This is a genomic window from Rhodococcus sp. P4_F3_2 (assembly GCF_056401335.1).
In genome coordinates, this window is sequence record NZ_JBFUJN010000011.1 from 1 (window position 1) to 24153 (window position 24153).

Sequence of the window (24153 nt, forward strand, 5' to 3'; positions counted from 1 at the left end):
ATCATCACGAGCAGTGGCCCAGGTGACCTGTTCACTGTGCGCAACGTCGGAAACTTGGTTCCTGCCGGCGGCCGCGATACGTCGGTGGAAGCGGCACTGGCCTTCGGGATCGACGAGTTGGGTGTCAGTTCGGTGATCGTGTGCGGACACTCGGGTTGCGGCGCGATGCAGGCACTCCTGACGAACAGTTCGTCGGAAGCGGGAGTTGTCGGTGAGTGGTTGAGGAATGCGGAGACGAGCTTGCAGGCATATACGAGTGGCCATCCGGTGGCGCGTGCTGCGGCCGAGGCGGGTTTCTCGGAGGTCGATCAGCTCGGAATGGTCAATGTTGCAGTCCAATTGCAGACTCTCGAACGCCATCCTCTGGTCGGTCAGGCCCGTGTGGATGGTCGCCTGCGTATCGCCGGACTGTTCTTCGACATCGGCTCGGCTCGGGTCATCGAAGTGACAGCGTCAGGGATCGGCGAGTTGATCGAGACCTGAAGGGGCTATTCGGGTCCGGGCTGATCCCTGAGTTCGACCAGCAGGCGAGCCCCGCCGAGCGGACTGTCGTGAAATGTCGTACGTCCGCCGTGCAGGGCCGCCTGCTGCGCCACCAGTGCCAGGCCCAAACCGGAACCCGTCTTGCCTGCCGTCGATCCGCGAGTGAAGCGTTCGAAGACGCTCGAGCGTTCCTCGGCCGGTATTCCGCAACCGTTGTCGTCGATCGTGATCGTGACGGTGTCCGGTGAATCGACCGGGCGCGCGAGGGTGATGCGCACCGTGCTCGCGCCGCCGTGGCGGACTGCATTGGTGATCGCGTTGTCGAGGATCAACCGGATTCCGCCGGGAAGGGCCCGGATGCAATAGGGCAGTGGGGAATCCACCGTGACGACACTGACATCGACGCTCGGGTGGTGGCGTCGTGCATCGTCGGCAGCGATGTCGCATACCTCGGTCAAATCGGTGTCCTTGAAGTCCTCAGCCGTCGACAACTCGCCCTTCGCCAGTCGCTCCAGGTCCCGGAGAGTCGATTCGACGCGGCCCTGTGCGCGGGCCAGATCTGTGAGGATCTCACGTCGCTGCTCGTGGTCGAGATCGTGAATGGACAACACTTCGATGTCGGTTCGCATCGCCGTCAACGGAGTTCGGAGTTCGTGAGCCGACGCGGAAGCAAAGTCCCGAGCGGCAGCAAGGGCCGAGTTGGTCGCGGCCTGTGCCCGGGCGACGTCGCTGAGCATCGATTCTGCTGCTGCGGCAAGCTCGTCCGCTTCACGGATGCCGGAAACCTCGGTGGCGAGATCGGGATCTCGCCTGGCGATCCGGCGGGTCAATTCCACGAGTGGGCGCACCGCCGGGCCACCGAACAACCATCCCAACGCGGCTGCGGCCGCTACGGCTCCGACGCCGAAGAACGCAACCTGACGCTGTTGGTCGACCGTGATGTCCCGCGCCTCGGCATAGGGAACCGCCAGCGAGACCAGGGCATTGATTCCGTCGGCCTCGGCGGTGTAAGCCCGGTACTTCGTACCGTCCACGTCGACGGTCGCCGAGCCGACCGGTAATTCGGGCAGTCGCGTCGGGGTACTGGATTTGACGGTTCCGTCGGTATCGGAGCGGATGGTCACGGAGAACGCTCCGCCGTCACCGAACGCGCCGAGAAAAGGTCCCGCTGTAGCCGCATTGGCCACGATGACCGTCGATGCCGTCTCCAATCGACGGTCCAACTGCGCCAGATTGTTTCGTGCGATAGCCAGTGCAACGACCACGCCGAGTGCGATGACGATGAACGTCGCCCCCAGTGCCGCGGCCGCGGCAACGCGAGTTCGTAGTGAGAAGCGGCGACGCTTCACGGGTTCTCCCGAAGCACGAACCCGACGCCGCGAACGGTATGCAGCAGACGAGGTGAACCGCCGGATTCGAACTTTCGACGCAGGTAGCCGATGAAGACGTCCACGACGTTGGTGTCGGCGACGAAGTCGTAGCCCCACACGAGTTCGAGGAGACGTTCGCGAGTAAGCACGATGCCGGAATTGTGAGCGAGCACTTCGAGTAGCTCGAATTCGCGTTTGGTGAGCGGTACTTCCTTGCCGTCGACGCGAACCCGGCGGCCGGAGAGGTCGATGTCGAGGTTGCCGACCCGCAGGGTGTTCGTTCCCTCGGAGTGATCACCGGCCGGAGTGTTGCTGCGACGGAGCATTGCGCGGATCCGGGCAACCAGTTCGGCGAGGACAAACGGTTTGACCATGTAGTCGTCTGCGCCGGATTCGAGCCCGGCGATGCGATCGTCGACCGAATTGCGTGCGCTGAGCACGCAGATCGGGATTTCGTTGCCGGCGGCACGAAGCGCCGTCACCACACCGGTGCCGTCGAGCACCGGCATGTTGATGTCGAGGACTACCGCGTCCGGTCGCTTGTCGGAGATCACTCGGAGCGCGTCGGCGCCGTCCACTGCCGTCAGTACGGTGAATCCCGAGAGCCGCAATCCGCGTTCGAGTGAGGTCAGGACGTCTGCGTCGTCGTCGACTACGAGGATTTTCGGTATCTCGGTCACAGCCCCATTGTGCCTTGCCTGGTACGTCGGGTTTCGCCGATCAGACCGGCAAGTCGGTACCGTCCGGACGCAAACCGGCCATGAACACCGCGACCAACCGCGGGACCAGGTTCGGCATGGCCTCGTCGGACAATTCGATTTGCGGGCGCGTCAGTTTGGCCAGAGCCATGACGAATTCGAGCGGTTGCAGATCGGCGCGAACCAGTCCGGCGCTCTGAGCGGCGCCGATCGTCGCGGTCATCTTCGATTTCGTCACCTCACGCACCGCCAGAACTTCGGGCGCCAGCTCGGTGAAACTGCGTTCCACCAGTGCAGGAATGAGCGCACCCAGGCGCAGTTCCACGAGGCGGTCCACCAGCGTGTGCCACGCGTTTGTGGGATCGGTGGACATTGCCGTGAGTGCGATGTCGGCAGCCTCGCGAACATCGGTCAGTGTTGCGACGGCGACGGCGGTCACGAGGTCCTCGCGCGTCGGAAAGTTCCGATACAGCGTGGCGATGCCCACTTTCGCGAGTTCTGCGACTGCGTCGAGGGGCGCGTCGTGCCCGCGCTCGGTGAACACCGCTCGTGCGGCGTCGACTATTGCGTTTCTGCGTTCACGTGCATCGGCTCGCACATTCACCTCCGGTATTGACAGTTCATCATAACCGGAGGAATATCTTCCACAAATAGTGGAGGAAAAACTTCCACTTAGGGAAGGTAGTTATGAACGCCGAAGTTGAAGCACGGGACCGCAAGAAGTTGGTGGCTGTGGTGTTGGGCTTGTCCGCCGTGATCGGGCTGATGCTGCTTGCCTTCGTACTGCCCTCGGTCAACAGTGGCCCGCACGAACTGAAGTTGGGCATCACCGGTCCAGCTCCGGCAACCGAACAGATCAGCACCTCGCTCGAGGCGAGTAAGCAAGGCGCCTTCGATACTCGAGAATTCGCTGACGCCGACGCCCTGCGTGACGCGATTCGGAATCGCGACGTGGTCGGCGGAATCGCCGTTGATGCCAACGGTCCTCACGTGTTGATCGCGACTGCAGGCGGAACCCCGATCGCCCAGACCCTGACCGGGGTGGCCAACAGCCTCTCGGAGGCCTCGGGGGCAAAGGTGCCCGTCGAAGACGTTGTGCCGCTGACTGCGGACGACCCGACCGGTGCTGGGCTCACGGCATTGGCCTTGCCCTTGGTGTTCGGCGGAATCATGCCTGCTGTTGTTCTCGTGCAACTGTTTCCGCGGAGCATTGTCAAGCGAGTGTTGGGCGCTGCCGGCGTCGCGGTTGTCGCGGGTTTTGCACTGACTGCCATTCTGCAGTTCGGCACCAACAGTCTTGACGGAAACTACCTGCTCACCGCGCTCGCACTCACCATGGGCATGTCGGCCATCTCGCTGCCCATTCTGGGACTCGAATCCCTGCTCGGGATGAAGGGATTCGCGTTGGGTGCCGTCACGATGATGTTCATCGGAAACCCACTCTCGGGGATGGCGACAACTGCCGCGTGGTTGCCCGCAGGCTGGGGTGCATTGGGGCAGCTGCTCCCACCTGGCGCCGCAGGAGCATCCGTCCGTTCGATGTCGTTCTTCGACGGCCATGGCGCCGCCACGCCACTTCTGGTGCTGGTGTGCTGGATTGCCGTCGGGATCGCGCTGTGCGTCGCCGCCGGCCGGAAGAAGGCGTCGACCCCCGTGGTCGAACCCGAGGCTGCGCTGGTCTAGCCGGCGGGGCTTGCGTACGGGGTCAGGTCGGGAATCGGCCAGGCCCCGTCAACGCGTTCCACGACCAGTTCGACGACCACGGTGTCCTCGTCCATCGGTAGAGGTCGGAGGATTCGGGGCTTTCCCGCCTCCCATTCGACGTTGATGCCCGCGGAGGTCAGAGCGTCCTGGTCGATGACGGCGACGATCAGTGGCAACGTGAGGTCGCCGAACACCAGATCGAGCACCGAATCGAGCGCGTCCGGGGTGGTTGCGCGAATGAATCCCGCCTCGTCGTAACTGATTCCGCGCGTCGAGACCTCGTACTCACCGAAACGCTTGCATGCTTCCCAGTCGTCGGCGATGGCGACGTGGACGAGTCGTTGTCCGGTCATGCAGTGCTCCTGTAGTGTTCGAAATAATGAAACGTCAACGTAGCATTAATTGAGTGGCACGGTAGTAGGGGACTTGATGGAGCAACCGCGCAGACGTGGGAGAACCAGCGACGCGGAGCGAGCTGATCGACGCAACGAGATTCTCGACGTCGCGGTCGACTCGTTTCGAGAAGTCGGGTTCGCTCGAACGACCATCGACGCCATTGCCACAGCGGCCGGCGTCGCCAAGCGCACCGTGTACAGCTATTTCGGCGACAAATCCGCGGTCTTTGCTGCTGCTGTTTCGCGTCAGCACGCGTATGTCGAGAACGCCGGTGGCGACCAGTCGGACCTGCTCGCCGCTGCAGTGGACATCGTCGTCGCCCTGCACAGCGACAACTCGATTGCGCTGCACCGCATGATGATCGGCGAGGCCGTGCAGTTCCCGGAACTGGCCGCCGCGTTCTACGAATCCGGCCCGGCCAAGTCGATTGCCTTTCTGGAGAAGATATTGATCGATCAGCACGGCCAGAAGGCTGCGCTGTGCGCGGATCAGTTGTACACGTTGCTGCTCGGGGAGGAGCACCGGCAGCGACTGCTCGGGCTCGCTTCCGAACCGACAACAGAACGAGCTGCGCAACTTGCAGCTCGTGCGGTGGGATGCGTTCTGGGATCTGATCGGTAGGCTCGACTGGGTGAGTAACTCTGTGGTCTGGTTTCGACGTGATCTGAGGGTAGGTGACCTTCCCACCCTGAGTGCAGCGTCGGATGCCGGCGGGCGGACGTTGGGTTTGTTCGTTCTCGACGAGAACCTGCTCGGACCGGCAGGCTCACCCCGTCAGGATCAACTGTTCGCCAACTTGACGGCGCTCGATCATCAACTCGACGGAAAACTGATGGTGGTTCGAGGTGATCCGGCGGACGTGGTGCCCCGTGTAGCGGAATCCGTTGGCGCCGAAGAAGTTCACATCAGTGCCGACTACGGACCCTACGGCCGACGGCGCGACGCGGCCGTGGCGGAGCAGGTGGAGTTGATAGCCACCGGATCTCCGTATGCCGTGGCGCCCGGACGCGTCACCAAGGCGGACGGTGATCCGTACAAGGTGTTCACGCCGTACTTCCGTCAGTGGATGGAACACGGTTGGCGGGGCCCCGCGTCGACCGATGCGCAGACGGTCCGTTGGTTCGATCCGAGCGACAAGGAGGGTGGCCCGCGCCGGGTGAGTATCCCCGCGCCATCCGCCTCCGTCAGCGATTTCGTCGGTGAGGTCGGCGCCCTCGAACAGTGGAAAGAATACTGTGAGAACGATCTTGACCGGTACGACGACGAACGAAATCGGCCTGACCTCGACACCACGAGCCGGATGTCGATTCCGCTCAAGTACGGCACGATCCATCCGCGAACGATGTTGGCAGATCTCTCCAAGCGACTGGGCGACGGCGCTCAGGCTTACCGTCGCCAGTTGGCGTGGCGAGACTTCTACGCAGACATCCTGTTTCAACGCCCCGACAGCGCGCGGAAAAACTACGACGACAAGTTCGACCGTTTACGTCACGACGGTGGAGTGGACGCAGACGCCGCCTTCACGGCCTGGTGTGAGGGCAAGACCGGCTTCCCGATCGTGGATGCCGGCATGCGGCAACTCGCGGCCGAGAACTGGATGCACAATCGGGTGCGAATGATCGTCGCGTCTTTTCTGGTGAAGGACCTACACATTCCGTGGTGGCGTGGCGCACGGTTCTTCATGTCGCATCTGGTGGACGGTGACTTGGCCTCCAATCAGCACGGGTGGCAGTGGACTGCAGGGTCGGGCACAGATGCTTCGCCCTTCTTCCGCGTTTTCAACCCCATCACGCAGGGGGAGAAGTTCGATCCCGACGGCGCATACGTCCGTCGGTGGGTTCCCGAACTCCGCGATGTTCCCGGGAAGGCCGTCCACTCGTTGAAGGCGATGCGCCCGGTCGACTACCCGGACCCGATCGTCGATCACGCGCATGAGCGTGAGGAAGCCTTGCGCCGGTACGGCGAGATCAAGGGCTGAGTGCTCAGTGATCTGCGGGCGCTACGCGGAGGCGGTTTCCGTCCAGATCTGAAATGACGAATGTCAGACCGAAGACATCTTCGTTTGGCTCTTCGACGACCTCAATTCCCTTGGCCACCCACTCGTCGTATATCGCCCGAATTTCATTGCTCCCGCCGTCGACCAATATGCCGACTTCGAAATTGCGCGGAGTCGCGGGATCGAGGTCGCGGGACTTGCCGCTCCACAGTGCAAGGACCACGCCGCCGCCGAGGTCGAAGGTCATGTACCGAGGGCTGAGGACCTCAGGCTTCGCGTCGAACAATTCGCCGTAGAACGCTGCTGCGGAGGCGGCATCGCTGACGTAGATCAGAAACTGGTTGGGTAGTCGCACTGTGGTTTTCCCTCTCCCGTTGATGTTCGGGCCACCGGCAGCGGGGCGTGTGCCTGGTCGTGCGGGGCCGTGTTCAACACTTCCCTCGCGCCGGACGAATGTCCAAGAACGAGTGCGTCTGAGAGGCAGATGGATTACTTATGACGACTGCTGCAGTCACACCGCACTGAGGTGGTACCCGACGCTCAGGTTCGGGTAGTAGCCGTCGATGTAGCTCGAGATGAAGTAGTGATCAGGGTCGGTGGTGCGAGTTCCGTCGGTGTCGAACTGCGGATAGTCGTTGGCCATGAAGACGGCTTGTCCGCCGCCGGGAGTGGAATAGACGACGTCGACCGTCAGGCCGCGCGGGTCCTGGTTGTAAGCCGTGACGATCTCGGTCTCGTGGGGCGCGAGCGACTGGCGTGGGCTCTGCATCCACTGTCCGTAGGGGTTGTCGGCGCCTTCGAGATGAATTGTCTGTTCGGTGTCGTTGCTGATCGTCATCGTGATGGTGTTGCCGGTCGTGGGAAGAGTTCCGGCACTGGCGATTCCGCTCAATCCCAAAGTGAGGGCGCCGGCGGCCAGAGCTGTGATTGCGGCAACTACGTAGCGTGGGTTCGTCATCGTCGGTGTCCTTTGTCCGGGTGAGCGTTCGGTTGGCTCTCTCGAAGACAACTATGTCGGAGCGGATCGATGTCGTATGTCCACTTCCAGGACCCTGTGCAGGAGGAACGGTGTGTCCACCGATCGGGGGACACCTACTCCGACACGGAGACAGCTTCGACCTTTCGCTCGCCGGTGACCAGCAGTCCGATCAGTGCGGCGGCCGCGAGAACCATGACGAGTGCGCCGTAGCCACGCGTCGTATCCACCAACCCCACCTTGCCGACCAGGTAGCCGGCCAGCAATGCCGGAAGGCTGTTGGCCAGATATGCGATGACGTAGACGGTGGACAACAACCCCGCGCGTTCGTGGTTCTCGGCCAGCGGCATGACAGTGAGGATGGTTCCCTGGAATCCTGCTCCGAAGCCGATCCCGGCAACAGCCGTACCAACCAGAATCAATACTGCAGAGGATGTTTCAGCACCGATGAGTGTGACGGCCACCCCGAGCACCAAGGCGGTTGTTCCGATCAGCATCACGGTTCGGCCGCCGAGTTTGCGGAAGGTGAGCACCGCTGCGGCTCCGAATCCCGTCAGTGTTGCGACCATGATGGCACCGATGAGCGAGCTGTGAACGTCAAGTGCGTTGCGCGCCAGCGCCGGTCCGAGTGAGAGGTAGAAACCGCCCAGCGCCCAGACCGCGATCAGGCACGGTGCTGTGAGCGCAATCATGGTTCGGGCCTCGCGAGGAACAGCAAGGGTGGGGCGTAGCGACTGCCAGGCTCCGGGGCGTCCGCCCGAAGTCTCGGGAGCGGCCCAAACCCCGAGGATCTCGAGGACGACGAGTACGAGGAGGACCAGGTAGACAGTGCTGGTTGGCCTGGGCAGGTGCTCGCTGATGAGACTCGAACCCACGGCTCCGACGGCAAGCCCCACTGTCGGAGCGACGCTGTTGATGATCGATCCGCGGCCCGGAGTGCGTTCGAGGTCGATCAACGCCGAACCCAAAGCGCTGATTGCAGCGCCGGTGGCAACACCTTGCACGACCCGGGCAATCAGCAGAATGGTCAAACCGTCGGCCGAGGCGAACAGGGCGAGCGAGACCGCCTCCAATGCGAGCGCTCCGAGCAGGACCGGGCGCCTGCCGATGTGATCGGACAGGGATCCGGCGGTCAAGAGCGTGGCGAGCAATGCGAGAGCGTAGATGCCGAACACGAGCGTCGACGCGAGCGAGGAGAATCCCCACAACTGTTGATAGTGCTCGTACAACGGTGTCGGGGTCGCGGAGGCGCCCAGGAACGTAGCGATGATGACGGCGATGAGTGTGAAAGCGGCGCCTCGCCCCAAGCGTGGGCGTGAAGTGCTCTCGGTCGGTGGTGAAATGGTCGTTGTCATTGTCGTAGCGCTTCCCGTGCGGGTGGTGAAGACTTCAAACGCAAATACTTTGCGTTTGGGACGCTACGCCTGCCCGTAGCCTAATGCAACATCTTTGCGTTAGTATTGATTTATGAGTCCGTCCGCAGGTCCGCGCCCCGGTGGCCGCAGTGCGCGCATCCAACAGGCAGTGCATGCGTCGGCGCGTAAGTTGTTGGAACAGCGTGATCGGGCAGAGATCACGGTGCCGATGATCGCAACCGATGCGGGTGTGACCCCGTCGACCATCTATCGGCGGTGGGGCGACATCAACGAAGTCTTTGCCGATGTCTCGATCGAGAGATTGCGACCGGACGCCGACCCGCGTGAAACGGGTTCGCTCCGAGGGGATCTGACGATCTGGGCGCAGGACTATCTGGAGGAGATGTCTGCACCCGTCGGTCGCGCATCGCTGCGAGATGTGCTGATGAGCGACGACCAGACGCACGCACCGGACGGCACGAAGAAGTTCAAGTGCGCCTTTTTCTGTCGGACACAGATCGACGTGATCCTAGCTCGTTGGCCGGAAGCTGCTGACGTGGATGGTGATTCGGTAGTGGACCACGTGGTGGCACCGATCATCTACCGAATTCTGTTCGACCTCGAACCGGTCGCGCCGCAGCGAGTTGCGGAATTAGTGGATCAGACGCTTGCGCTCGCGGCGCGGGTCGGTGCCGAAGGCTGATCGCTGCGTAGCCGGGCGTGGACGTGCATGTCGTGCCAGCCGTCGGCGTGCCTGGCAGAGCCTCGTCGAACACCTTCTTCGCTGAACCCTGCTTTGGTGGCGACTCGGCACGATCGTGGGTTGTGGATCGAGTGTGCGAGTTCCAGTCGATGAAACCCTACTTCGCGGAATGCCCACTCGGACAGTGCGGTTACGGCCTACGTGTTCCGGCTCTGCCACTCTGTGTTCAGGCGGCGCGCAGATTCCAGAGTTGCGATCGCCTCTTCGGTGTCAACTCGCGCGAGAACCAGTGCACTTACTGTGCAGGAGAGAAGGATTCGAGTGCGGTCTGAGAGCGTGGCGTCTGTCTCGGTCGGAAATGTGGCTTGTAGCCCGCTGCGAATTGCAACGGCAAGTTCTTGCCGATAGGCGCGGATCACGGCTGCCACCGCATCGTCGTGCGCGCCGAGTCCGGCAGCCGTATTGAGAAGTAGGCAACCGCGCCGAGGCGAGTCGGCGGTCATGGTGCCGATCGCGTGCTCAAGCGAGTAAAGGTAGTCGTCGACGGCGTCTGTCCCGGGATTTGTCGTGAGGCCGCGCAGACGTGGCCGGATGACATGTTCGAGGTACATCTGCACTGCGGCGTCGAACAATCCGCGCTTGTTGGTGAACGAGTTGTAGAGACTTGACCGACTCAGCCCCGTCGCGGATTCGAGGTCTCCGAGTGAGGCGCCTTCGTATCCGCGTGCCCAGAAAACGTCCAAAGCGGCAGCGACCACGGCTGTTGTGTCGAATTCTTGTGATCTGCCCATCAAAGCCTCGCTCTTTCTGTATCGTTCGGTCCAGTATATATTGGACCGAACGATACAGAATTCACTCGAAGCAACAGGAGTTCACCGATGAACGTCGCCGGCTACATCTTCGCGGGACTGGCCGCAGCAGTGCACGTATACATTTTTGTCCTCGAATCGATTCTCTGGACGGCACCGAAGACCCGCGCCACGTTCGGCGTGAAGTCCGAGGAAGAGGCGATCACCACGCAGCCGCTCGCCTTCAACCAGGGCTTTTACAACCTTTTCCTGGCGATCGTGTCGGCGGTCGGCATCGTGATTGCGGCGACCGGCTCCGCGTCGGTCGGAATTGCCCTCGTCCTGGCGGGCACAGGATCGATGGTTGCCGCGGGATTGGTGCTGATTCTCTCGTCTCCCGACAAAGCCCGCGCAGCCGTCGTGCAGATGCTTTTCCCAGTTATTGCCGTTGTTCTGCTGGTAATCCACCTGCTCTGAGTGCTCTATCCGCCGCCGAGCACCAGTGATTCGATCAACGCAAAAGCCCCGTTGAGTGCTCCACAATCGAAGGCTTCGGCCAGGGCGTATCCGATGACAAGTTCGTCGGTGCTCGGCGTGCTCGACCAGACTGCGTCGGTCTGTCTGGGATCGGATTCCTCGTTCTTGGAGAAGTGCCCGATCCGCAATCCGTCGCGGGTGAATGCACTGTTCGCGTCGTCGACTGGGGCGAAGTTCAAACTCACGCCGTCGACGAGTGCCGAGACAGAGTACGAGCGACGGGACAGAAACCCTTTGCCGACAGTGAGTTCGACTTCGTCGCCACCGACAGTGAAGAACAAGTCGGCGGCGGCGCGCGTTCCGATGGGTGTGCCTTCGCGGCGCGGGGCATCGACTCGACGCGTCAACAGAGCGTGTGAGTTGCCGTTTCGGACGTCGACGACCCCCGTGTCGACATCGAACGAGATCTCGACTTTTCCGTGAATCGGGTCCATTACGGCGTATTTGACCGTCACTGTGCCTACCCCCTGTAAGTGTGAACTCGGGTCCATAATACGTGGTGGGAGCGTTGTCCAGTATGCCCGAATCCAAAAAAATAGTGCCGAATGACGCGCGTTTGCGGCCAAATGCTTCTACGCTGGGTCTTGGGTTTGTTGCGCATCCCACAACGGTTTTTCCCACGCCAGACGAGGAGCGCCTATGAGGTTGTCGACTACTTGTTCTGTTGCTACGAAGGCTTGATCAAGCCGGAATTGCCTCTGCCGGATGGTGCTCGAGACCCATCCGGCAGGTTCGGGCCTTCAGCCGCCGGCGAATTTTTCCGAGGTGCCGAGATCGATCGGCAACGCGATGCCGGTGATCCCGCGCCCGGCCGGCCCCACCAGATAGAACACCGCATCCGCAATCACTTCGGGGTCGACCCACGGGTGGGGCAGCAGATTCAGCTTCGACATGATCGGAGCGGTATCGGCGAGGACAGGATTCTCCAAGTCTGGACGGAACGCACGAACCATCGGTTCGTTGTCGATCATCGTCGTTCGCACATTGCCCGGGTGTACAGAGTTGACCCGAATGTCCGCCCAGCCGAGTTCGTTGGCCAGAGACTTCGCCAACCCCCGAACGGCGTGCTTCGACGCGGAATAGTGTGCGATACCCGGCACGCCTCGAAGCCCGGCCATCGAGCTGATCAACACGATGGATCCACCTCGATTGCCGTTCATGATGTGCGGAATCGACACCTTGGTCGTCAACCAAACGCCGGTGACGTTGATGTCCATCAGCTCGCGGAACTCTTCGGCGCTCAGGTCCCAGGACAATTTCGCCGACGCCGCGATTCCCGCGTTGGCGATCACGATGTCCAGTCGGCCGAGTTTCTCGACTCCGGCGTCGACCGCTGATTTCAGGGCATCGAGGTCGCGAGTGTCCGCGACGGATGCGACGATGCGCCGGCCCTGAGCTTCGACCAGGGCGACGGTCTGGTCGAGGTCGGCTTCGGTGGCCATGTCGTACCCCGCCGTTGCGACCGGCGCGCACAGATCCACCGCGATGATGTCCGCGCCCTCGGACGCGAGCTTGACGGCATGTGCGCGCCCTTGACCGCGCGCCGCTCCGGTGATGAATGCGACCTGACCGTCCAAATTGCCCATCGAACTTCCCCTGCCCGTCTGAATCGTTGAAAACTGGAACGTGTTCATACTGCTACGTTCGGTGCGAGCCAGGCAGGGGAATTCTCTGAATCCTTATCCGCGAAGGAGTTTGGACAACTCGTCCAGTACGCTCGCGTCCTCGATGGTCGACGGGACCGTGTACTCCTCGTTGTCGGCAATCTGCCGCATGGTCTTGCGGAGGATCTTGCCGGAACGAGTCTTGGGTAGTGCAGCGACGACGGTGACGTCCCGGAACGTGGCGACGGCACCGATCTGGTCTCGCACCCGGGCGACCAGTTCCTGTCGGAGTGTTTCGGGATCGATGTCGACGCCGGACTTGAGCACGACGTAGCCGCTGGGGCGTTGCCCCTTGAGTTCGTCGTGAATGCCGATGACCGCGCATTCGGCGACAGCCGGGTGGCCGGCGACGACGGCCTCCATGCTTCCGGTCGAAAGGCGATGTCCGGCAACGTTGATCACGTCGTCACTTCGTCCGAGCACGAAGACGTAGTTGTCCTCGTCGATGTATCCGGAGTCGCCGGTGAGGTAATAGCCTTCGAAAGTCGACAGGTAGGACTTCACGTACCGGTCCTCGTCACGCCACAGTCCGGCGAGTGTTCCGGGAGGAAGCGGCAGGCCGATCACGATGTTGCCCTCGGTGCCCGGACCCACGAGTTCGCCCTTGCCGTCGACGATTTCGACGCGGTATCCGGGGCAGGCGACGGTGGGTGAGCCTGCTTTGATCTCCATCGGTTCGAGGCCGCGCAGGTTCGCGCAGATGGCCCAACCGGTTTCGGTCTGCCACCAGTGATCGACCACCGGGCGATCGAGAATCCGAGTAGCCCACTCGTAGGTGTCGGGATCCAAGCGCTCGCCGGCCGCGAACAGTGTGTCGAGCGACGAGATGTCGTACTTGGCAAGCTCTTTTGCATCCGGGTCGGCCTTGCGGACCGCGCGGATCGCTGTCGGAGCGGTGAAGAGTGCCGACACTTTGTATTCGGAAATGATGCGCCAGAATGCACCTGCATCGGGGGTCCCGACGGGCTTGCCTTCGTACATGACCGTCGTAGCTCCGGCGAGCAATGGCCCGTAGACGATGTAGGAGTGGCCGACCACCCAACCGACGTCTGAGGCGGTCCACCAGACCTGGCCGGGGCTGATGTCGTAGAGATTCTTCATCGTCCACGTCAGGGCAACGGCATGGCCACCGTTGTCCCGGACGACGCCCTTGGGCTTACCGGTCGTTCCCGAGGTGTAGAGAATGTAGAGCGGATCCGTCGCGGCGACCGACACCGGGTCGGCAGGAGTTGCATCGGCGATCAGCTCGTCCCAGTCGAACCAGGCTGCGGCACTTGACTTGTAGTCGGCAGCTGCGCCGGGAATCTGCTCGCGATTCTTCACGATCACGGTGTGCGCGGGCGTGGCGGACAGTTGCAGAGCCTTCTCGACCATCGGCAGGTACTCGATTGTTCGTCCGGGTTCGAGGCCGCCGGACGCCGTCACGAGCACCACTGGACCGGCGTCGTCGATACGGGTTGCGAGTTCCTTGGCCGCAAAGCCGCCGAACACCACCGAATGCACCGCTCCGATACGTGCACACGCGAGCATCGCGATCGCGGCCTCGGGGATCATCGGCATGTAGATGATCACGCGGTCGCCCGCCACCACACCCTGATCTTTCAAGACGCCGGCGAAGAGTGAGACCTGCTCGAGCAATTCGGCGTAGGTGTAGGTCGTCTTGGCTGGGATCATCGCGGAGTCGAAGATCAACGCGGTCTGATCGCCGCGGCCGTCGCGGACGTGCCGATCGAGGGCATTGAAGCTCGTGTTGAGCGAAGAATCCGGGAACCAGCGATAGATCGGCGCGGCAGAATCGTCGAGAGCCTTCGTGGGGGCGACATCCCAGTCGACGGCCCGCGCAGCGTCGAGCCAGAACTTCTCCGGCTGATCCATGCTCTCGCGATATGCGTCGGCATACGTGGTGTGGGACGCCTGCTCGGAAGAGCTCATCGACGTGTGTCCTCTCGTGAACTTCGCTTACCGGTGACCTGAAACACCTTAGGTCACCGTCAGTGCGGTGCGCCTCAGTAGCGGTGCGGGTACCGTCCCTTTGCGCCGGGCGGGCCCGTCCCGTCGGCCAGTGGCGCGTTGGGGTGGGATAAGCCAGGGACGGAAAGGGGGATCGATGTGACAGGTGCAGCGCAACGCGCAGGCTTCTGGGGAGTCCTCGCTCTGCGTGACTTCCGACTGCTGTGGACCGGCGACGCAGTCAGCGGTATCGGAAACGGTGTCACGACCGTCGTACTGCCGCTGGTCGCGCTTCGCGAACTGGACGCGAGTAGCTTCCAGATCGGTGTGCTGGCATCGGCAGTGTGGTTGCCGTGGTTGATCGTCGGACTACCTGCCGGTGCCTGGATCGACCGGCTGCCACGGCGTCCGATCATGATGATCGCGAACGCTGCGTGCGCGCTGCTCTTCGCGAGCCTCGCGATCGCCGGCTTCCTGGAGGCGATGACATACGGCCACCTGCTCCTGGTCGCGCTGCTCACCGGTACAGCCACGGTCTTCTTCCAGGCGGCCTATCACTCGTATCTCCCCACGGTGCTCGCCGAAGCGGATCTTGTCGAAGGGAACTCGAAGATTCAGGGCGCCGAGGCCGCAACTCGGGTGATCGGCCCAAGCGTCGGTGGGCTGGTGGTTGCAACTGTCGGGCTCGCGGCCGGTCTGGTTGTCGACGCGTTCACGTTCGCCTTCTGCTTCGTATGCATCTGGCTGATTCGTGTGCAGGAGACCGTCCATCGCGGACAGAATCAGCGAGAACCGTTGCGACGGCAGATTGCGCTCGGACTGCGATTCGTTGCCGGTGATCCGTATCTGCGGTCAATCGTCGTCTACGGCACTCTGCTCAATTTCGGTCTCACCGGGTACACCACGATTCAGATCGTGTTCCTGGAAAAGACGGTTGGTGCGGGGGAGTTCGGACTCGGGCTTCTCTTGGCGATTGCCGGGGTGGGCGGAATTGTCGGATCGATGATCGCGCGCCCGCTCGGCCGCAGATTCGGCACTGCCCGAAGCGTTCTCATCTGTCAGTTGGTGACGGGACCGTTCATCCTGTTGGCGCCTCTGACGACGTACGGTGCCGGCCTGTTCTGGTTCTGCATCGGCGGCATGGTGATGGTTGCGGGTGTCGTGTCGTGCAACGTGGTGCTCGGCAGTTTCCGTCAAAGTTACTGTCCGCCGGACCGCCTCGGACGAGTAGTGGCAACGAGTATGTTCCTGCTGCACAGCAGCATTCCGCTCGGTGCGCTGACGGCAGGCTACCTCGGCGACGCGGTGGGACCGCGCGGGACGATGTGGATCATGGCCTGCCTGATCGCGCCGTGTGGATTGGTCCTGCTCTTCAGCCCGCTCCGCGGGATCCGCGATCTACCGAGTCGGCCGGCGATCTCGCTGCGGTAGAGCCGCGGCGGCCTCTTCGCTTCGAATCGCGATGCGAAGAGTCGCGAGCATGAACAGTGACACTGCGAAACCGAAAAGCGCGCCGAACTGGTCCTGCGTGAACAGATAAACCTGCGTCACCAGAAGGCTCACGATGAGGGATGCACGCAGGAGTCTCAGGGCTCGCAGGTACGGACCGCGGAAGAGGAACCACACTCCCAGAACCACAAGAACTCCGGTTGCGACGGTGGAGATCTGGACCACCAGATCGGAGACGTCGTCGGCTTCGACGACGTTCTCGGAAACCAACGCGTAGATCACCTGGACAATCGCCAGAAGAGCCTGCAGTACGAACAGGGTCAGTACCAGTCGGCGGACGACACGGTGCCGGAGCAGTTCCTCAGCACGGTGGAAGAACGCGTTGCGGCCACGAGTGATCTTCGATTCGATACCGCCGGTCGGCGGAGTCTGTGAATGCAGGCCGGCTTTGATCGAATCGACGAGGTCGGTGAGGCTGCGGTCTTCGACGCCGTCGAGTACGCGGAGGGCGTGGTTGTACTGGATCTCGTCGAGCTGACCGAGAGCGAGGTCCGAGAGCGCTCGCGCCCCGATGGCGAGCCGATGACGATCATTCATTCCGCGCCGAATCACCACCTCGCGCGCGGCAAGATAGAAGAGAACGAAGACGACGTACATGATCGCGATGGCAGGCTGGTAGAAGTAATCGACGTCGGCGGTGACGAATTTTCCGACCTCGTCGATGAAGAGACCGAACCCGATTCCGCCGACGAGCGTGGCCAGGTCACGCGTGCGAGAGCCTTCGGTGATGGCGGTCGTCACGATGGCGACGGCCATCAGCAATCCGCCCCAGAGAACGTGTGCGATGTGGAGGGCGCCGCCCCCGATCTGGGGATAGCCCGTTGCCGCCAGATAAGCGCGGGTGATCAACACGGTGGCGATGCCCGCGAACAGGAACAATTCGAAACGAGCGAGTGCCGCGCGGTCGTAACTGTGCGGCAGCGTCAGCGCATTCCGGTCCTTCGTCGTCATTGCGGAACTCCCAGGTTTCGATAGCGCGCGATACGGGAGGACTGGCGATCGGTGTCCGACTCTTCGGCAAGCACGAAGAGTTCGTGCGCTATCGCAGCCCCTACCCTCTTGGAGAATTCCACGGGTTCGTCGGCCGCGTCAGGCGTTTCGGGAATGATCGCGTCGATCACGCCGTCTCGAAGCAGATCCAACGAACGAATGCCCTGCGCTGCCGCCATCTCCGGTGCGTGACTGATGTCGCGATGGACGATCGCGCTTGCGCCTTCCGGCGGCAGGGGAGCGAGCCACCCGTTCTGTGCCGCGAGTACCCGATCGGCGGGCAGCAGCGCGAGCGCCCCGCCGCCTGTTCCCTGACCGAGCAACACCGACACTGTCGGGGTCTTCAGCGTCACGAGGTCGGCGATGCAACGGGCGATCTCAGGGGCCAGTCCACGTTCTTCAGCTTCTTTGGACAGCGACGCGCCCAAAGTGTCGATCACGAGGACAAGCGGGAGTTGTAGTTCTTCGGCAAGTTTCATGCCCCGTCGCGCTTCCCTGAGCGCGGCCGGTCCCATCGTGGTGAGCGCGGATTGGCCACTGCGGTCCTGGCCGAGCAGGATGCACGGAAAGCCTCGGAAGCGGGCGAGCGAGAGCAAGATCGTCTTGTCGGTTTCACCCTGCCCGGTGCCGCTGAGCGGTACCTGTTCAGTTGCGGCATGGCGGAGCAACTGCCGGATGCCGGGTCGATCGGCCCGGCGCGAGAGCATCACCGACTGCCAGGCGGGAACATCGGGAATCTCGGGTGAGGGAATCGGGTCCGTGGCCGCCGGGGCCGGGGGATCGGTGAGCACGCACAACGCTCGATTGACCAGCAGACGGAGGCGGTCGACGGGTACGACGCCGTCGATAACGCCGTTGCGATACAAGTTTTCGGACGTCTGGATACCGTCGGGAAACTTTTCGCCGTACAGCGATTCGTAGACACGGGGTCCGAGGAATCCCACCAGAGCACCGGGTTCTGCGACGGTGATGTGGCCGAGGGATCCCCACGAGGCAAAGACCCCGCCGGTGGTGGGATTGCGCAGGTATACCAGATAGGGCAGGTGTGCCGCTTTGTGAACAGCCACTGCCGCAGCGATCTTCACCATCTGAACGAAGGCGACGGTGCCCTCCTGCATCCGCGTTCCGCCAGAGGTGGGCGAGGCGAGCAGCGGGAGTTGTTCTGCCGTAGCACGTTCGACGGCGGTCACGATCCGCTCGGCCGCGGCGACTCCGATGGAACCGGCGAGAAAGCTGAATTCACAGGCAATTACCGCGACTCGACGGCCCCGAACCGTACCGACACCGGTGACGACGGACTCGTCCACTCCGCTCTTCTCGCGGGCCTTCGCCAGGTCTTCTGCGTATTTCGGGTCAGGTCCGACGTCGACGGGCGGGGAGTCCCAAGAGACGAAGCTCTCGGGATCGAGTACCGCAGTGAGTAGTTCTTCGGCCGAGATTCGCACAACGTCCTCCAAGTAAGCAGCACCCCGTCCAGGATGAACCTACCTGGACGGGGTGCCGCCGGGATCGCGTGGCGCCAGTTGTGCGCCGGAGAATCAGCGTCCGAACGCCTCTTTCCATGACACGACCTTGCCGATACGAAGGATGGAGCGCTGGTAGATCTTTGCCGCGATCATCGACAACGCAGCGGTCACCACCAGCATCAGCAGAATCGTTCCCACGATCTGGAACGGAGAAGCAACACCGGCGGAAATACGCAGGGGCATGAGGATTGCCGAGAACGGCGGAATCCAACTCAACACGTTGCTCAGGGTTCCTTCTGGATTGCTCACCGAAACGAAAGCCACGCTGACCATCGCCATGACGAGCAGCGCGAGGGGCATCGCGGTGGCGTTGACGTCCTCCTGCCGCGAGACCATGGACCCGGCGGCGGCGTACAGGACGGCGAAGAAGAGGAAGCCGAGAATGAACCACCCGAGAGTGCCGAACAGAACGCCGATTGCGGTGCCCGTCACGGTCAGGACGCCCGTCGCCAGTCCGGTGGCGACGCCCGCGACGGCATAGGCAGCCATCTGCATCAGGCCGACAGCACCGATTCCGAGAACCTTGCCCCACAACAACTGCAGCGGACGAAGAGTGGAGAGCAGCAGCTCGACCACGCGACTGGACTTCTCCTCGACGACGCCCATCGCCACGTACGTTCCGAACAGCAGGATCTGCATGTACAGGAGCACCACAGCAGCGATCGACATCGCTATGCGTTGGCCCTGTTCGGGATCCGGGGGATCGATGGCATCGATGGTGACCACTGCGGTGGACGTGGCTTCGGCGAGCTGAGCCGGGTCGATCCCCGCAGCGGAAAGCGCATTCGATTGTGCTTGTTGTGCAACGGAACTCTCGATGACGGCGCGCAGATTCGTGGGCACTTCCTTCTTGGTCACGACAGTGACGCCGCCGCCCGATCCAGCGATCACGGCCACGTCGAGGTCGCCGTCCTTGACCTGGTTTCGTGCGGTTCCGTCGTCGGAAACCTCCGTCACCGTCACCGGATTTCCGAGGGTGTCGCCGATGGACACCATCGTGGCACTGAGTGATTGGTTGCCGACCAAGCCGATCTTCGACTTGTCCTCGTCGCCGCCGGAGAAGAGTGAGAAGGCGATGATGCCGCCGACGATCGCGACCAGGATGATGACGTTGCTGATCACAAAACTCTTCTTCGAGATCTGCGTCATGAATTCGCGTCGGGCGACCAACCCGATGGCTCGACCTCCGCTCAACTGGTTGCTCATGCGGCTACTACCTCTCGGAACAGATCGGTCAGTGACGGACGTCGTAGCGTGAACTCGTGCACCGGTCCGGTTTTCAACGCTGCATGCAGGATCTGCTGATCGTCGGCGGTTCCGTCGACGCTCAGGAGCGTTCGACCGTCGAGGTGGCTCAGTGTGGTGACACCGATCAGGTGGTGTGCCCAGCCGACCGGCGCGTCAGGGGCGAAGACTTCGATTCGGCCGTCGCCCTTGCCTCGTAGTTCGTCGACGGTTCCGATCTCTCGCATGCTGCCGCGGCTGATGATGCCCACGCGATCGCACAAGCGCTCCACCAGATCCAGCTGATGGCTGGAGAAGATTACGGGAACACCGGTGCGAGCCTTCTCGACCAACACGTCACTCATGACATCGACCGCTACGGGGTCAAGGCCCGAAAACGGTTCGTCCAGAACGAGTACCGCTGGATCGTGAACCAGCGCGGCCGCGAGCTGCACACGTTGCTGATTACCGAGGGACAGGGAGTCGACGGTGTCCTTGACGCGTTCGGCGATACCCAGACGTTCGGTCCAGCGCTCTGTCGCCGCATGCGCATCGGCTTTCGAGAGTCCATGTAGCTCGGCCAGATAGGAAAGTTGCGCGCCCACCTTCATCTTGGGGTAGAGGCCGCGTTCCTCCGGCATGTATCCGATAGTGCGACGCACGTCGAGGTCGACGGGTTTGCCGCCGAGGCGAACTTCCCCCGAATCTGCTCCGAGCACACCCAGCGCAATGCGCATCGTGGTCGTCTTGCCGGCGCCGTTGCTGCCGACGAATCCGAAGATCTCGCCTGGTCGCACTTCGAAACTGAGGTTGTCGAGTGCAACGACGTCGCCGTAGCGTTTCGAGATGCCGTCGATCGTGAGGGTGGCTGACATGGGTCCTTCCCATCGGTCGAGTGGTGCGCTTCGGTAATACGGGTCAGAGGTCGAACTCTTCGGAATCAATCGGATCCGGGTCTGGATTGGTCCACGAGAGAATCATCGCGGGCGTGCACGCGCCGATCAGCATTGCAGTCAGTGCCAATAAACCTCCCGAGTAAGGCAGTCTCTCTACATTCCACTGCACCGACGAGGTGAAAATGAGGAAAATGGCGACAATGAAGACCAACGATTGAGTCACGCTCAACCCGACGGAACGGGCGTCGTTGCGTTGCTGGATCTCCCATTCGTCCAGAGCATGCCGCGGCGCATCCCCTTGCCTGCCCGACACGATTTGAAGTGAAGACCACGTCGGTAGGAACAACAGGGTGAGGACCGGCCATGCCACCGCGAACAGTGGGTTGAACAGGCACGCTATGCCGATGGCAACCATCGTGGCGAACAGGACTCCGAGGGCGATGACGAGCATCCGCCGACGTCGACGGGTTCGCCAATTCGGGAGCCAATGTCGGAACGTCTCCTCGTTCTGCAGGAACCGCCGAGTGCGGTGGGCCTGGTAGCGGTCGATCAGATTTGATTCAGGCACTGGGCTTTTCACTCCCCTCGGTAGTGCGGTCAGATCGGTAGACCTCCGTCGACGGTGCATTCCGGTAGACCTCCGTCGACAGTGCATTCCGGTAGACCTCCGTCGACAGCGGCCCGAACTCCGTCCGGGAGAACACCGCTTCGACCGGAAGGTCGAATACCCAGCAGATCCTGAACGCGAGATCCAGGCTGGGGTAGTGATCGCCGCGTTCGAGCGCCCCCACCGTCTGCGGGTTGACGTCGACGAGTTGTGCAAGCTGGGCCCGACTCATCTTCCGCTCGGCGCGAAGCACTCCGATGCGATTGAAGATGGGGAGCGCGTCTCCCCGTCGGACTGGGCTCATGCATCAAAGTGTTGTAAAAACCCAACAGTTTGTCAACATGAACCGCGAAGATGCCGTTTCTGGGTGGTGTCGGCGGATAGGGTTCAGGCAACAGAAGGGGCGTCGCATGGTGGTCGAAAAGTTGGTGCTCGAGAAGTCCTGCCTCGTCGTGCAGGTGCGCGAGGACGGTAGCTACAGCGTGGGACCGCAAGGGCGTGAAGTGGTCTGGCGCGATGCGATGGAAAAAGGTGCCGTCATCGGTATCGGTCAGCACACTCCAGGGGACGTTGAGGGTGAATCGTGGTGGGTCGTGTACGGCCAGTCGGACGCCGGGGCAGACGTCACCGTTCGACTCGAGGATGGATCGCACGTGCCGGTGGGCCGTATCGGTGAGATTTTCGCCAGCGAATGGGTGAGTACCCCGCAGCAGGCCTTGCTGTATCGGTCCGATCGCCCGGTGGAGTCGCAGCCCACCAATCTCTCTGTTCTGTTCGCCAGGCCGACGTTCATGCCCAAAGCGGCGTTTCCGGAGAATGATCGCTTGTAGTTGCAGCGAGCTGCCGTCGGGAGGCTGGCGGCCATCTTCTCGAAACATTACGGTACGTACTGTACTGTTTGGGAATGACAACTTGGCCGAACGACCTCGCAGTAGTGCAAGTGCGCATAGCGCGACCCACTGACAGGCTCGACGACGTGATTGCGTTCTATCGCGACTGTCTGGGATTGCCCGAGCTCTACCGGTTCTCCGGTCATGCCGGGTACGACGGAATCATGCTGGGGCTGCCGGATTCGAACTATCACCTCGAATTCACGACCCACGAAGACGGAAGCCCGTGCCCGGCGCCGACGCAGGACAACCTGTTGGTGCTCTACTTCGCCGGCGAGTCGGCGATGTACGAGGTAGTTCAGCGGTTGGGTGAAGCAGGGCACGAACCCGTTGGCGCCGAGAATCCGTACTGGGAGGAGAATGCGGGGATGACTTTCGAAGATCCCGACGGCTGGCGTCTGGTGCTCATGCCGCGACCGGTGCTGTAGATGGTGCGCGCCCGCGACGAGCGGATCGACGACGCCGTACTGGCGGCAACCCTGGAGTTGTTGGGGGAGAACGGTTATGCGGAGCTGTCAATCGGTTCGGTGGCGACGAGAGCCGGCGTGCATCGACCCGCCATCTACCGGAGATGGCCGTCGAAGCGGCATCTGGTGGTCGACGTCGTCGTGGCGCACATCGGTACTGATCCAACGCCGGACACCGGCGATCTCAGGGCAGACCTGGTCGCCGGCATCACGACATTGGTTGTGGGGCTGAGCGAAACGGTAGTTGGGCGGATCCTGCCCGCGTTGGTTGCGGATCTGGCGGCGGACCCGGAATTGGCGCGGGATTTCCAGTCGGCATTCTTTCAGCCACGACGCGATTCCACTGCGGCAGTGCTGGAATCGGCGCGGCTACGCGGCGAAATTCGGAGCGACTTCGACCTGGACTTCGTCCTGGATGCCCTGGCGTCGCCGATCTATTACCGAGCGTTGTTCCGTCACTTACCGCTGGACGCGCTCCTGGCCGAGCAGTCCGTCGATTCTGTGCTGCTGACGTTGACTCCTCACGAAAATTTCTGAAGCCGTTTCGATTCAGTTCAATTCGACTGGATCGGGTCCGACACGGCTGTCGGTGTTCAGCGCTGCGATGGCAGCTGACTCGTCGGTATCGAGTGCGAAGTCGAAGATTGCGGCGTTGTCGCGCATGCGGGCAGGTGTCACCGACTTCGACAAAACGGTGTGTCCCTGTTCGAGATGCCAGCGCAGAATGATCTGCGCTGGGCTCTTTCCGTGTGCTGCAGCGATTTTCCCGATGGTCGGGTCGTCGAGGATAGTTCCCTGTCCCAGTGGGCTCCATGCCTCGATTTCGATGCCGCGACTTCGCGCGTATTCCCGTGACGCGTGCTGTTGCAGTCTGGGGTGCAATTCGATCTGGTTGACGGCCGGGGTGATCGAGCTGTGCTCGGCCAGCAGTTCGAGGTGCTCGGGCAGGAAGTTGGACACGCCGATCGCACGGGCACGGCCGGAGGCGAGGATCTCCTCGAAAGCGGCCCACGTCTCCACGAACAGGCCCTTTGCCGGTGCCGGCCAGTGGATCAGATACAGGTCGACGAAGTCGAGGCCGAGCTTGTCGAGGCTCGTGTCGAACGCGGCGAGCGCTCGGTCGTGGCCCTGATCGTCATTCCACAACTTGGTGGTGACAAAAAGCTCTGACCTCGGAACACCCGAACTAGCGATGGCGCGGCCGACACCGGCTTCGTTTCCGTAGATTGCGGCCGTGTCGATGTGGCGGTAGCCGATCTCGAGAGCGGTGGCAGTGACCTCTTCGGTCTGTGCGTCCGGTACCTGGAAAACGCCGTACCCGAGTTGCGGGATGGTGATCGGTTCGCCGGTGGTTCCGTGAGTCAGTGTGCGGTCGGGGATCGACAACATTGAAGAGCGCCTTTCAAGACTGGGTGTGGCGGTTC

29 protein-coding genes are annotated in these 24153 nt (G+C 62.3%); 10 read left to right on the top strand and 19 right to left on the bottom strand.

Annotation, left to right across the window (positions count from 1 at the left end; translation table 11 throughout):
- On the top strand, nt 1-483 hold a 483-nt coding region (locus AC1DWA_RS13175), incomplete at its 5' end, for a carbonic anhydrase (protein WP_477916704.1).
- A gap of 5 nt (nt 484-488) precedes the next feature.
- Here the strand turns inward: AC1DWA_RS13175 and AC1DWA_RS13180 are convergent.
- The 3 genes from AC1DWA_RS13180 to AC1DWA_RS13190 are packed head-to-tail and all read right to left on the bottom strand — an operon-like array spanning nt 489 to nt 3149.
- Entirely contained in the window at nt 489-1832 is a 1344-nt protein-coding gene (locus AC1DWA_RS13180) for a sensor histidine kinase (RefSeq protein ID WP_020908761.1), read from the bottom strand.
- Nucleotides 1829-2533, bottom strand: coding sequence for a response regulator transcription factor (locus AC1DWA_RS13185; protein WP_003939853.1), 705 nt, complete (start codon nt 2531-2533; stop codon nt 1829-1831). The genes AC1DWA_RS13180 and AC1DWA_RS13185 overlap by 4 nt, the downstream gene beginning before the upstream one ends.
- A 40-nt stretch (nt 2534-2573) precedes the next feature.
- Nucleotides 2574-3149 (bottom strand): TetR/AcrR family transcriptional regulator, encoded by a 576-nt coding sequence (locus AC1DWA_RS13190; protein WP_020970464.1) that lies wholly within the window; start codon nt 3147-3149, stop codon nt 2574-2576.
- Nucleotides 3150-3238: 89 nt separating this feature from the next.
- Here AC1DWA_RS13190 and AC1DWA_RS13195 point away from each other — a divergent pair, with 89 nt between their 5' ends.
- Complete coding sequence (locus tag AC1DWA_RS13195; RefSeq protein ID WP_477846250.1) at nt 3239-4234, top strand: ABC transporter permease; 996 nt, start codon at nt 3239-3241, stop codon at nt 4232-4234.
- Here the strand turns inward: AC1DWA_RS13195 and AC1DWA_RS13200 are convergent.
- Nucleotides 4231-4608 (bottom strand): DUF952 domain-containing protein, encoded by a 378-nt coding sequence (locus AC1DWA_RS13200; RefSeq protein ID WP_060938171.1) that lies wholly within the window; start codon nt 4606-4608, stop codon nt 4231-4233. The genes AC1DWA_RS13195 and AC1DWA_RS13200 overlap by 4 nt on opposite strands.
- A 76-nt stretch (nt 4609-4684) precedes the next feature.
- Between AC1DWA_RS13200 and AC1DWA_RS13205 the strand changes: the two genes are divergently transcribed.
- Together AC1DWA_RS13205 and AC1DWA_RS13210 are read left to right on the top strand one after the other, a co-directional pair.
- Nucleotides 4685-5272, top strand: a complete 588-nt coding sequence (locus tag AC1DWA_RS13205) for a TetR/AcrR family transcriptional regulator (protein ID WP_021345249.1) — start codon at nt 4685-4687, stop codon at nt 5270-5272.
- Between the two features lie 10 nt (nt 5273-5282).
- Nucleotides 5283-6629 carry a cryptochrome/photolyase family protein gene (locus AC1DWA_RS13210; protein WP_029536898.1) on the top strand — a complete coding sequence of 449 codons (1347 nt, stop codon included), beginning with the start codon at nt 5283-5285 and terminating at the stop codon, nt 6627-6629.
- A 4-nt stretch (nt 6630-6633) separates the two neighbouring features.
- On the opposite strand, the gene AC1DWA_RS13215 is transcribed toward AC1DWA_RS13210, so the two are convergent.
- From AC1DWA_RS13215 to AC1DWA_RS13225, 3 genes are all read right to left on the bottom strand, one after another.
- Nucleotides 6634-7002, bottom strand: a complete 369-nt coding sequence (locus AC1DWA_RS13215) for a VOC family protein (RefSeq protein ID WP_020908755.1) — start codon at nt 7000-7002, stop codon at nt 6634-6636.
- Between the two features lie 156 nt (nt 7003-7158).
- Nucleotides 7159-7605, bottom strand: a complete 447-nt coding sequence (locus AC1DWA_RS13220; protein WP_020970459.1) for a hypothetical protein — start codon at nt 7603-7605, stop codon at nt 7159-7161.
- Nucleotides 7606-7739: 134 nt separating this feature from the next.
- A complete protein-coding gene (locus AC1DWA_RS13225; protein WP_020908753.1) occupies nt 7740-8978 on the bottom strand; it encodes an MFS transporter in 1239 nt (412 codons plus the stop codon).
- A gap of 112 nt (nt 8979-9090) precedes the next feature.
- Here AC1DWA_RS13225 and AC1DWA_RS13230 point away from each other — a divergent pair, with 112 nt between their 5' ends.
- A complete protein-coding gene (locus AC1DWA_RS13230; protein ID WP_020970457.1) occupies nt 9091-9681 on the top strand; it encodes a TetR/AcrR family transcriptional regulator in 591 nt (196 codons plus the stop codon).
- On the opposite strand, the gene AC1DWA_RS13235 is transcribed toward AC1DWA_RS13230, so the two are convergent.
- Complete coding sequence (locus AC1DWA_RS13235; protein ID WP_290283637.1) at nt 9639-9866, bottom strand: GNAT family N-acetyltransferase; 228 nt, start codon at nt 9864-9866, stop codon at nt 9639-9641. The two genes, AC1DWA_RS13230 and AC1DWA_RS13235, sit on opposite strands and share 43 nt — an antisense overlap.
- Nucleotides 9867-9878: 12 nt before the next feature.
- Nucleotides 9879-10472, bottom strand: coding sequence for a TetR/AcrR family transcriptional regulator (locus AC1DWA_RS13240; RefSeq protein WP_060938173.1), 594 nt, complete (start codon nt 10470-10472; stop codon nt 9879-9881).
- An 87-nt stretch (nt 10473-10559) separates the two neighbouring features.
- Between AC1DWA_RS13240 and AC1DWA_RS13245 the strand changes: the two genes are divergently transcribed.
- Nucleotides 10560-10946 carry a DUF1304 domain-containing protein gene (locus AC1DWA_RS13245; RefSeq protein ID WP_046379045.1) on the top strand — a complete coding sequence of 129 codons (387 nt, stop codon included), beginning with the start codon at nt 10560-10562 and terminating at the stop codon, nt 10944-10946.
- 5 nt (nt 10947-10951) lie between these two features.
- Here AC1DWA_RS13245 and AC1DWA_RS13250 read toward each other — a convergent pair whose 3' ends face one another.
- From AC1DWA_RS13250 to AC1DWA_RS13260, 3 genes are all read right to left on the bottom strand, one after another.
- Nucleotides 10952-11461: a hypothetical protein gene (locus AC1DWA_RS13250; RefSeq protein WP_223304422.1), complete on the bottom strand. Its 510-nt coding sequence runs from the start codon at nt 11459-11461 to the stop codon at nt 10952-10954.
- Nucleotides 11462-11746: 285 nt separating this feature from the next.
- A complete protein-coding gene (locus tag AC1DWA_RS13255; RefSeq protein WP_020908748.1) occupies nt 11747-12592 on the bottom strand; it encodes a mycofactocin-coupled SDR family oxidoreductase in 846 nt (281 codons plus the stop codon).
- Nucleotides 12593-12685: 93 nt separating this feature from the next.
- Complete coding sequence (locus AC1DWA_RS13260) at nt 12686-14602, bottom strand: propionyl-CoA synthetase (protein WP_269577032.1); 1917 nt, start codon at nt 14600-14602, stop codon at nt 12686-12688.
- A 177-nt stretch (nt 14603-14779) separates the two neighbouring features.
- Between AC1DWA_RS13260 and AC1DWA_RS13265 the strand changes: the two genes are divergently transcribed.
- Complete coding sequence (locus AC1DWA_RS13265; protein ID WP_477846252.1) at nt 14780-16051, top strand: MFS transporter; 1272 nt, start codon at nt 14780-14782, stop codon at nt 16049-16051.
- Here AC1DWA_RS13265 and AC1DWA_RS13270 read toward each other — a convergent pair.
- From AC1DWA_RS13270 to AC1DWA_RS13295, 6 genes are all read right to left on the bottom strand, one after another.
- On the bottom strand, nt 16019-17080 hold the full coding sequence (locus AC1DWA_RS13270) for a hypothetical protein (protein ID WP_477846253.1): 1062 nt from the start codon (nt 17078-17080) through the stop codon (nt 16019-16021). The genes AC1DWA_RS13265 and AC1DWA_RS13270 overlap by 33 nt on opposite strands.
- A complete protein-coding gene (locus tag AC1DWA_RS13275) occupies nt 17077-18564 on the bottom strand; it encodes an acetyl-coenzyme A carboxylase carboxyl transferase subunits beta/alpha (protein ID WP_153212033.1) in 1488 nt (495 codons plus the stop codon). Before AC1DWA_RS13275 ends, AC1DWA_RS13270 begins: the two co-directional genes overlap by 4 nt.
- A 93-nt stretch (nt 18565-18657) precedes the next feature.
- The gene (locus AC1DWA_RS13280; RefSeq protein WP_019744870.1) at nt 18658-19851 is read right to left on the bottom strand and encodes an ABC transporter permease; all 1194 of its coding nucleotides are present in this window, start codon (nt 19849-19851) and stop codon (nt 18658-18660) included.
- Nucleotides 19848-20744 carry an ABC transporter ATP-binding protein gene (locus AC1DWA_RS13285; RefSeq protein ID WP_019744869.1) on the bottom strand — a complete coding sequence of 299 codons (897 nt, stop codon included), beginning with the start codon at nt 20742-20744 and terminating at the stop codon, nt 19848-19850. Before AC1DWA_RS13285 ends, AC1DWA_RS13280 begins: the two co-directional genes overlap by 4 nt.
- A 43-nt stretch (nt 20745-20787) precedes the next feature.
- Nucleotides 20788-21333, bottom strand: coding sequence for a hypothetical protein (locus AC1DWA_RS13290; RefSeq protein ID WP_020970450.1), 546 nt, complete (start codon nt 21331-21333; stop codon nt 20788-20790).
- Nucleotides 21326-21676 carry a helix-turn-helix transcriptional regulator gene (locus tag AC1DWA_RS13295; RefSeq protein ID WP_020970449.1) on the bottom strand — a complete coding sequence of 117 codons (351 nt, stop codon included), beginning with the start codon at nt 21674-21676 and terminating at the stop codon, nt 21326-21328. Before AC1DWA_RS13295 ends, AC1DWA_RS13290 begins: the two co-directional genes overlap by 8 nt.
- Nucleotides 21677-21782: 106 nt before the next feature.
- Here AC1DWA_RS13295 and AC1DWA_RS13300 point away from each other — a divergent pair, with 106 nt between their 5' ends.
- From AC1DWA_RS13300 to AC1DWA_RS13310, 3 genes are all read left to right on the top strand, one after another.
- Nucleotides 21783-22202 carry a hypothetical protein gene (locus AC1DWA_RS13300; protein WP_021345236.1) on the top strand — a complete coding sequence of 140 codons (420 nt, stop codon included), beginning with the start codon at nt 21783-21785 and terminating at the stop codon, nt 22200-22202.
- Nucleotides 22203-22276: 74 nt separating this feature from the next.
- Complete coding sequence (locus tag AC1DWA_RS13305; protein ID WP_029255991.1) at nt 22277-22690, top strand: VOC family protein; 414 nt, start codon at nt 22277-22279, stop codon at nt 22688-22690.
- Nucleotides 22691-23266: a TetR/AcrR family transcriptional regulator gene (locus AC1DWA_RS13310; protein ID WP_197941819.1), complete on the top strand. Its 576-nt coding sequence runs from the start codon at nt 22691-22693 to the stop codon at nt 23264-23266. It abuts the gene before it with no gap.
- Between the two features lie 12 nt (nt 23267-23278).
- Here the strand turns inward: AC1DWA_RS13310 and AC1DWA_RS13315 are convergent, their stop codons facing one another.
- Nucleotides 23279-24118: an aldo/keto reductase gene (locus AC1DWA_RS13315; RefSeq protein WP_020908738.1), complete on the bottom strand. Its 840-nt coding sequence runs from the start codon at nt 24116-24118 to the stop codon at nt 23279-23281.
- Nucleotides 24119-24153: the final 35 nt, after the last annotated feature.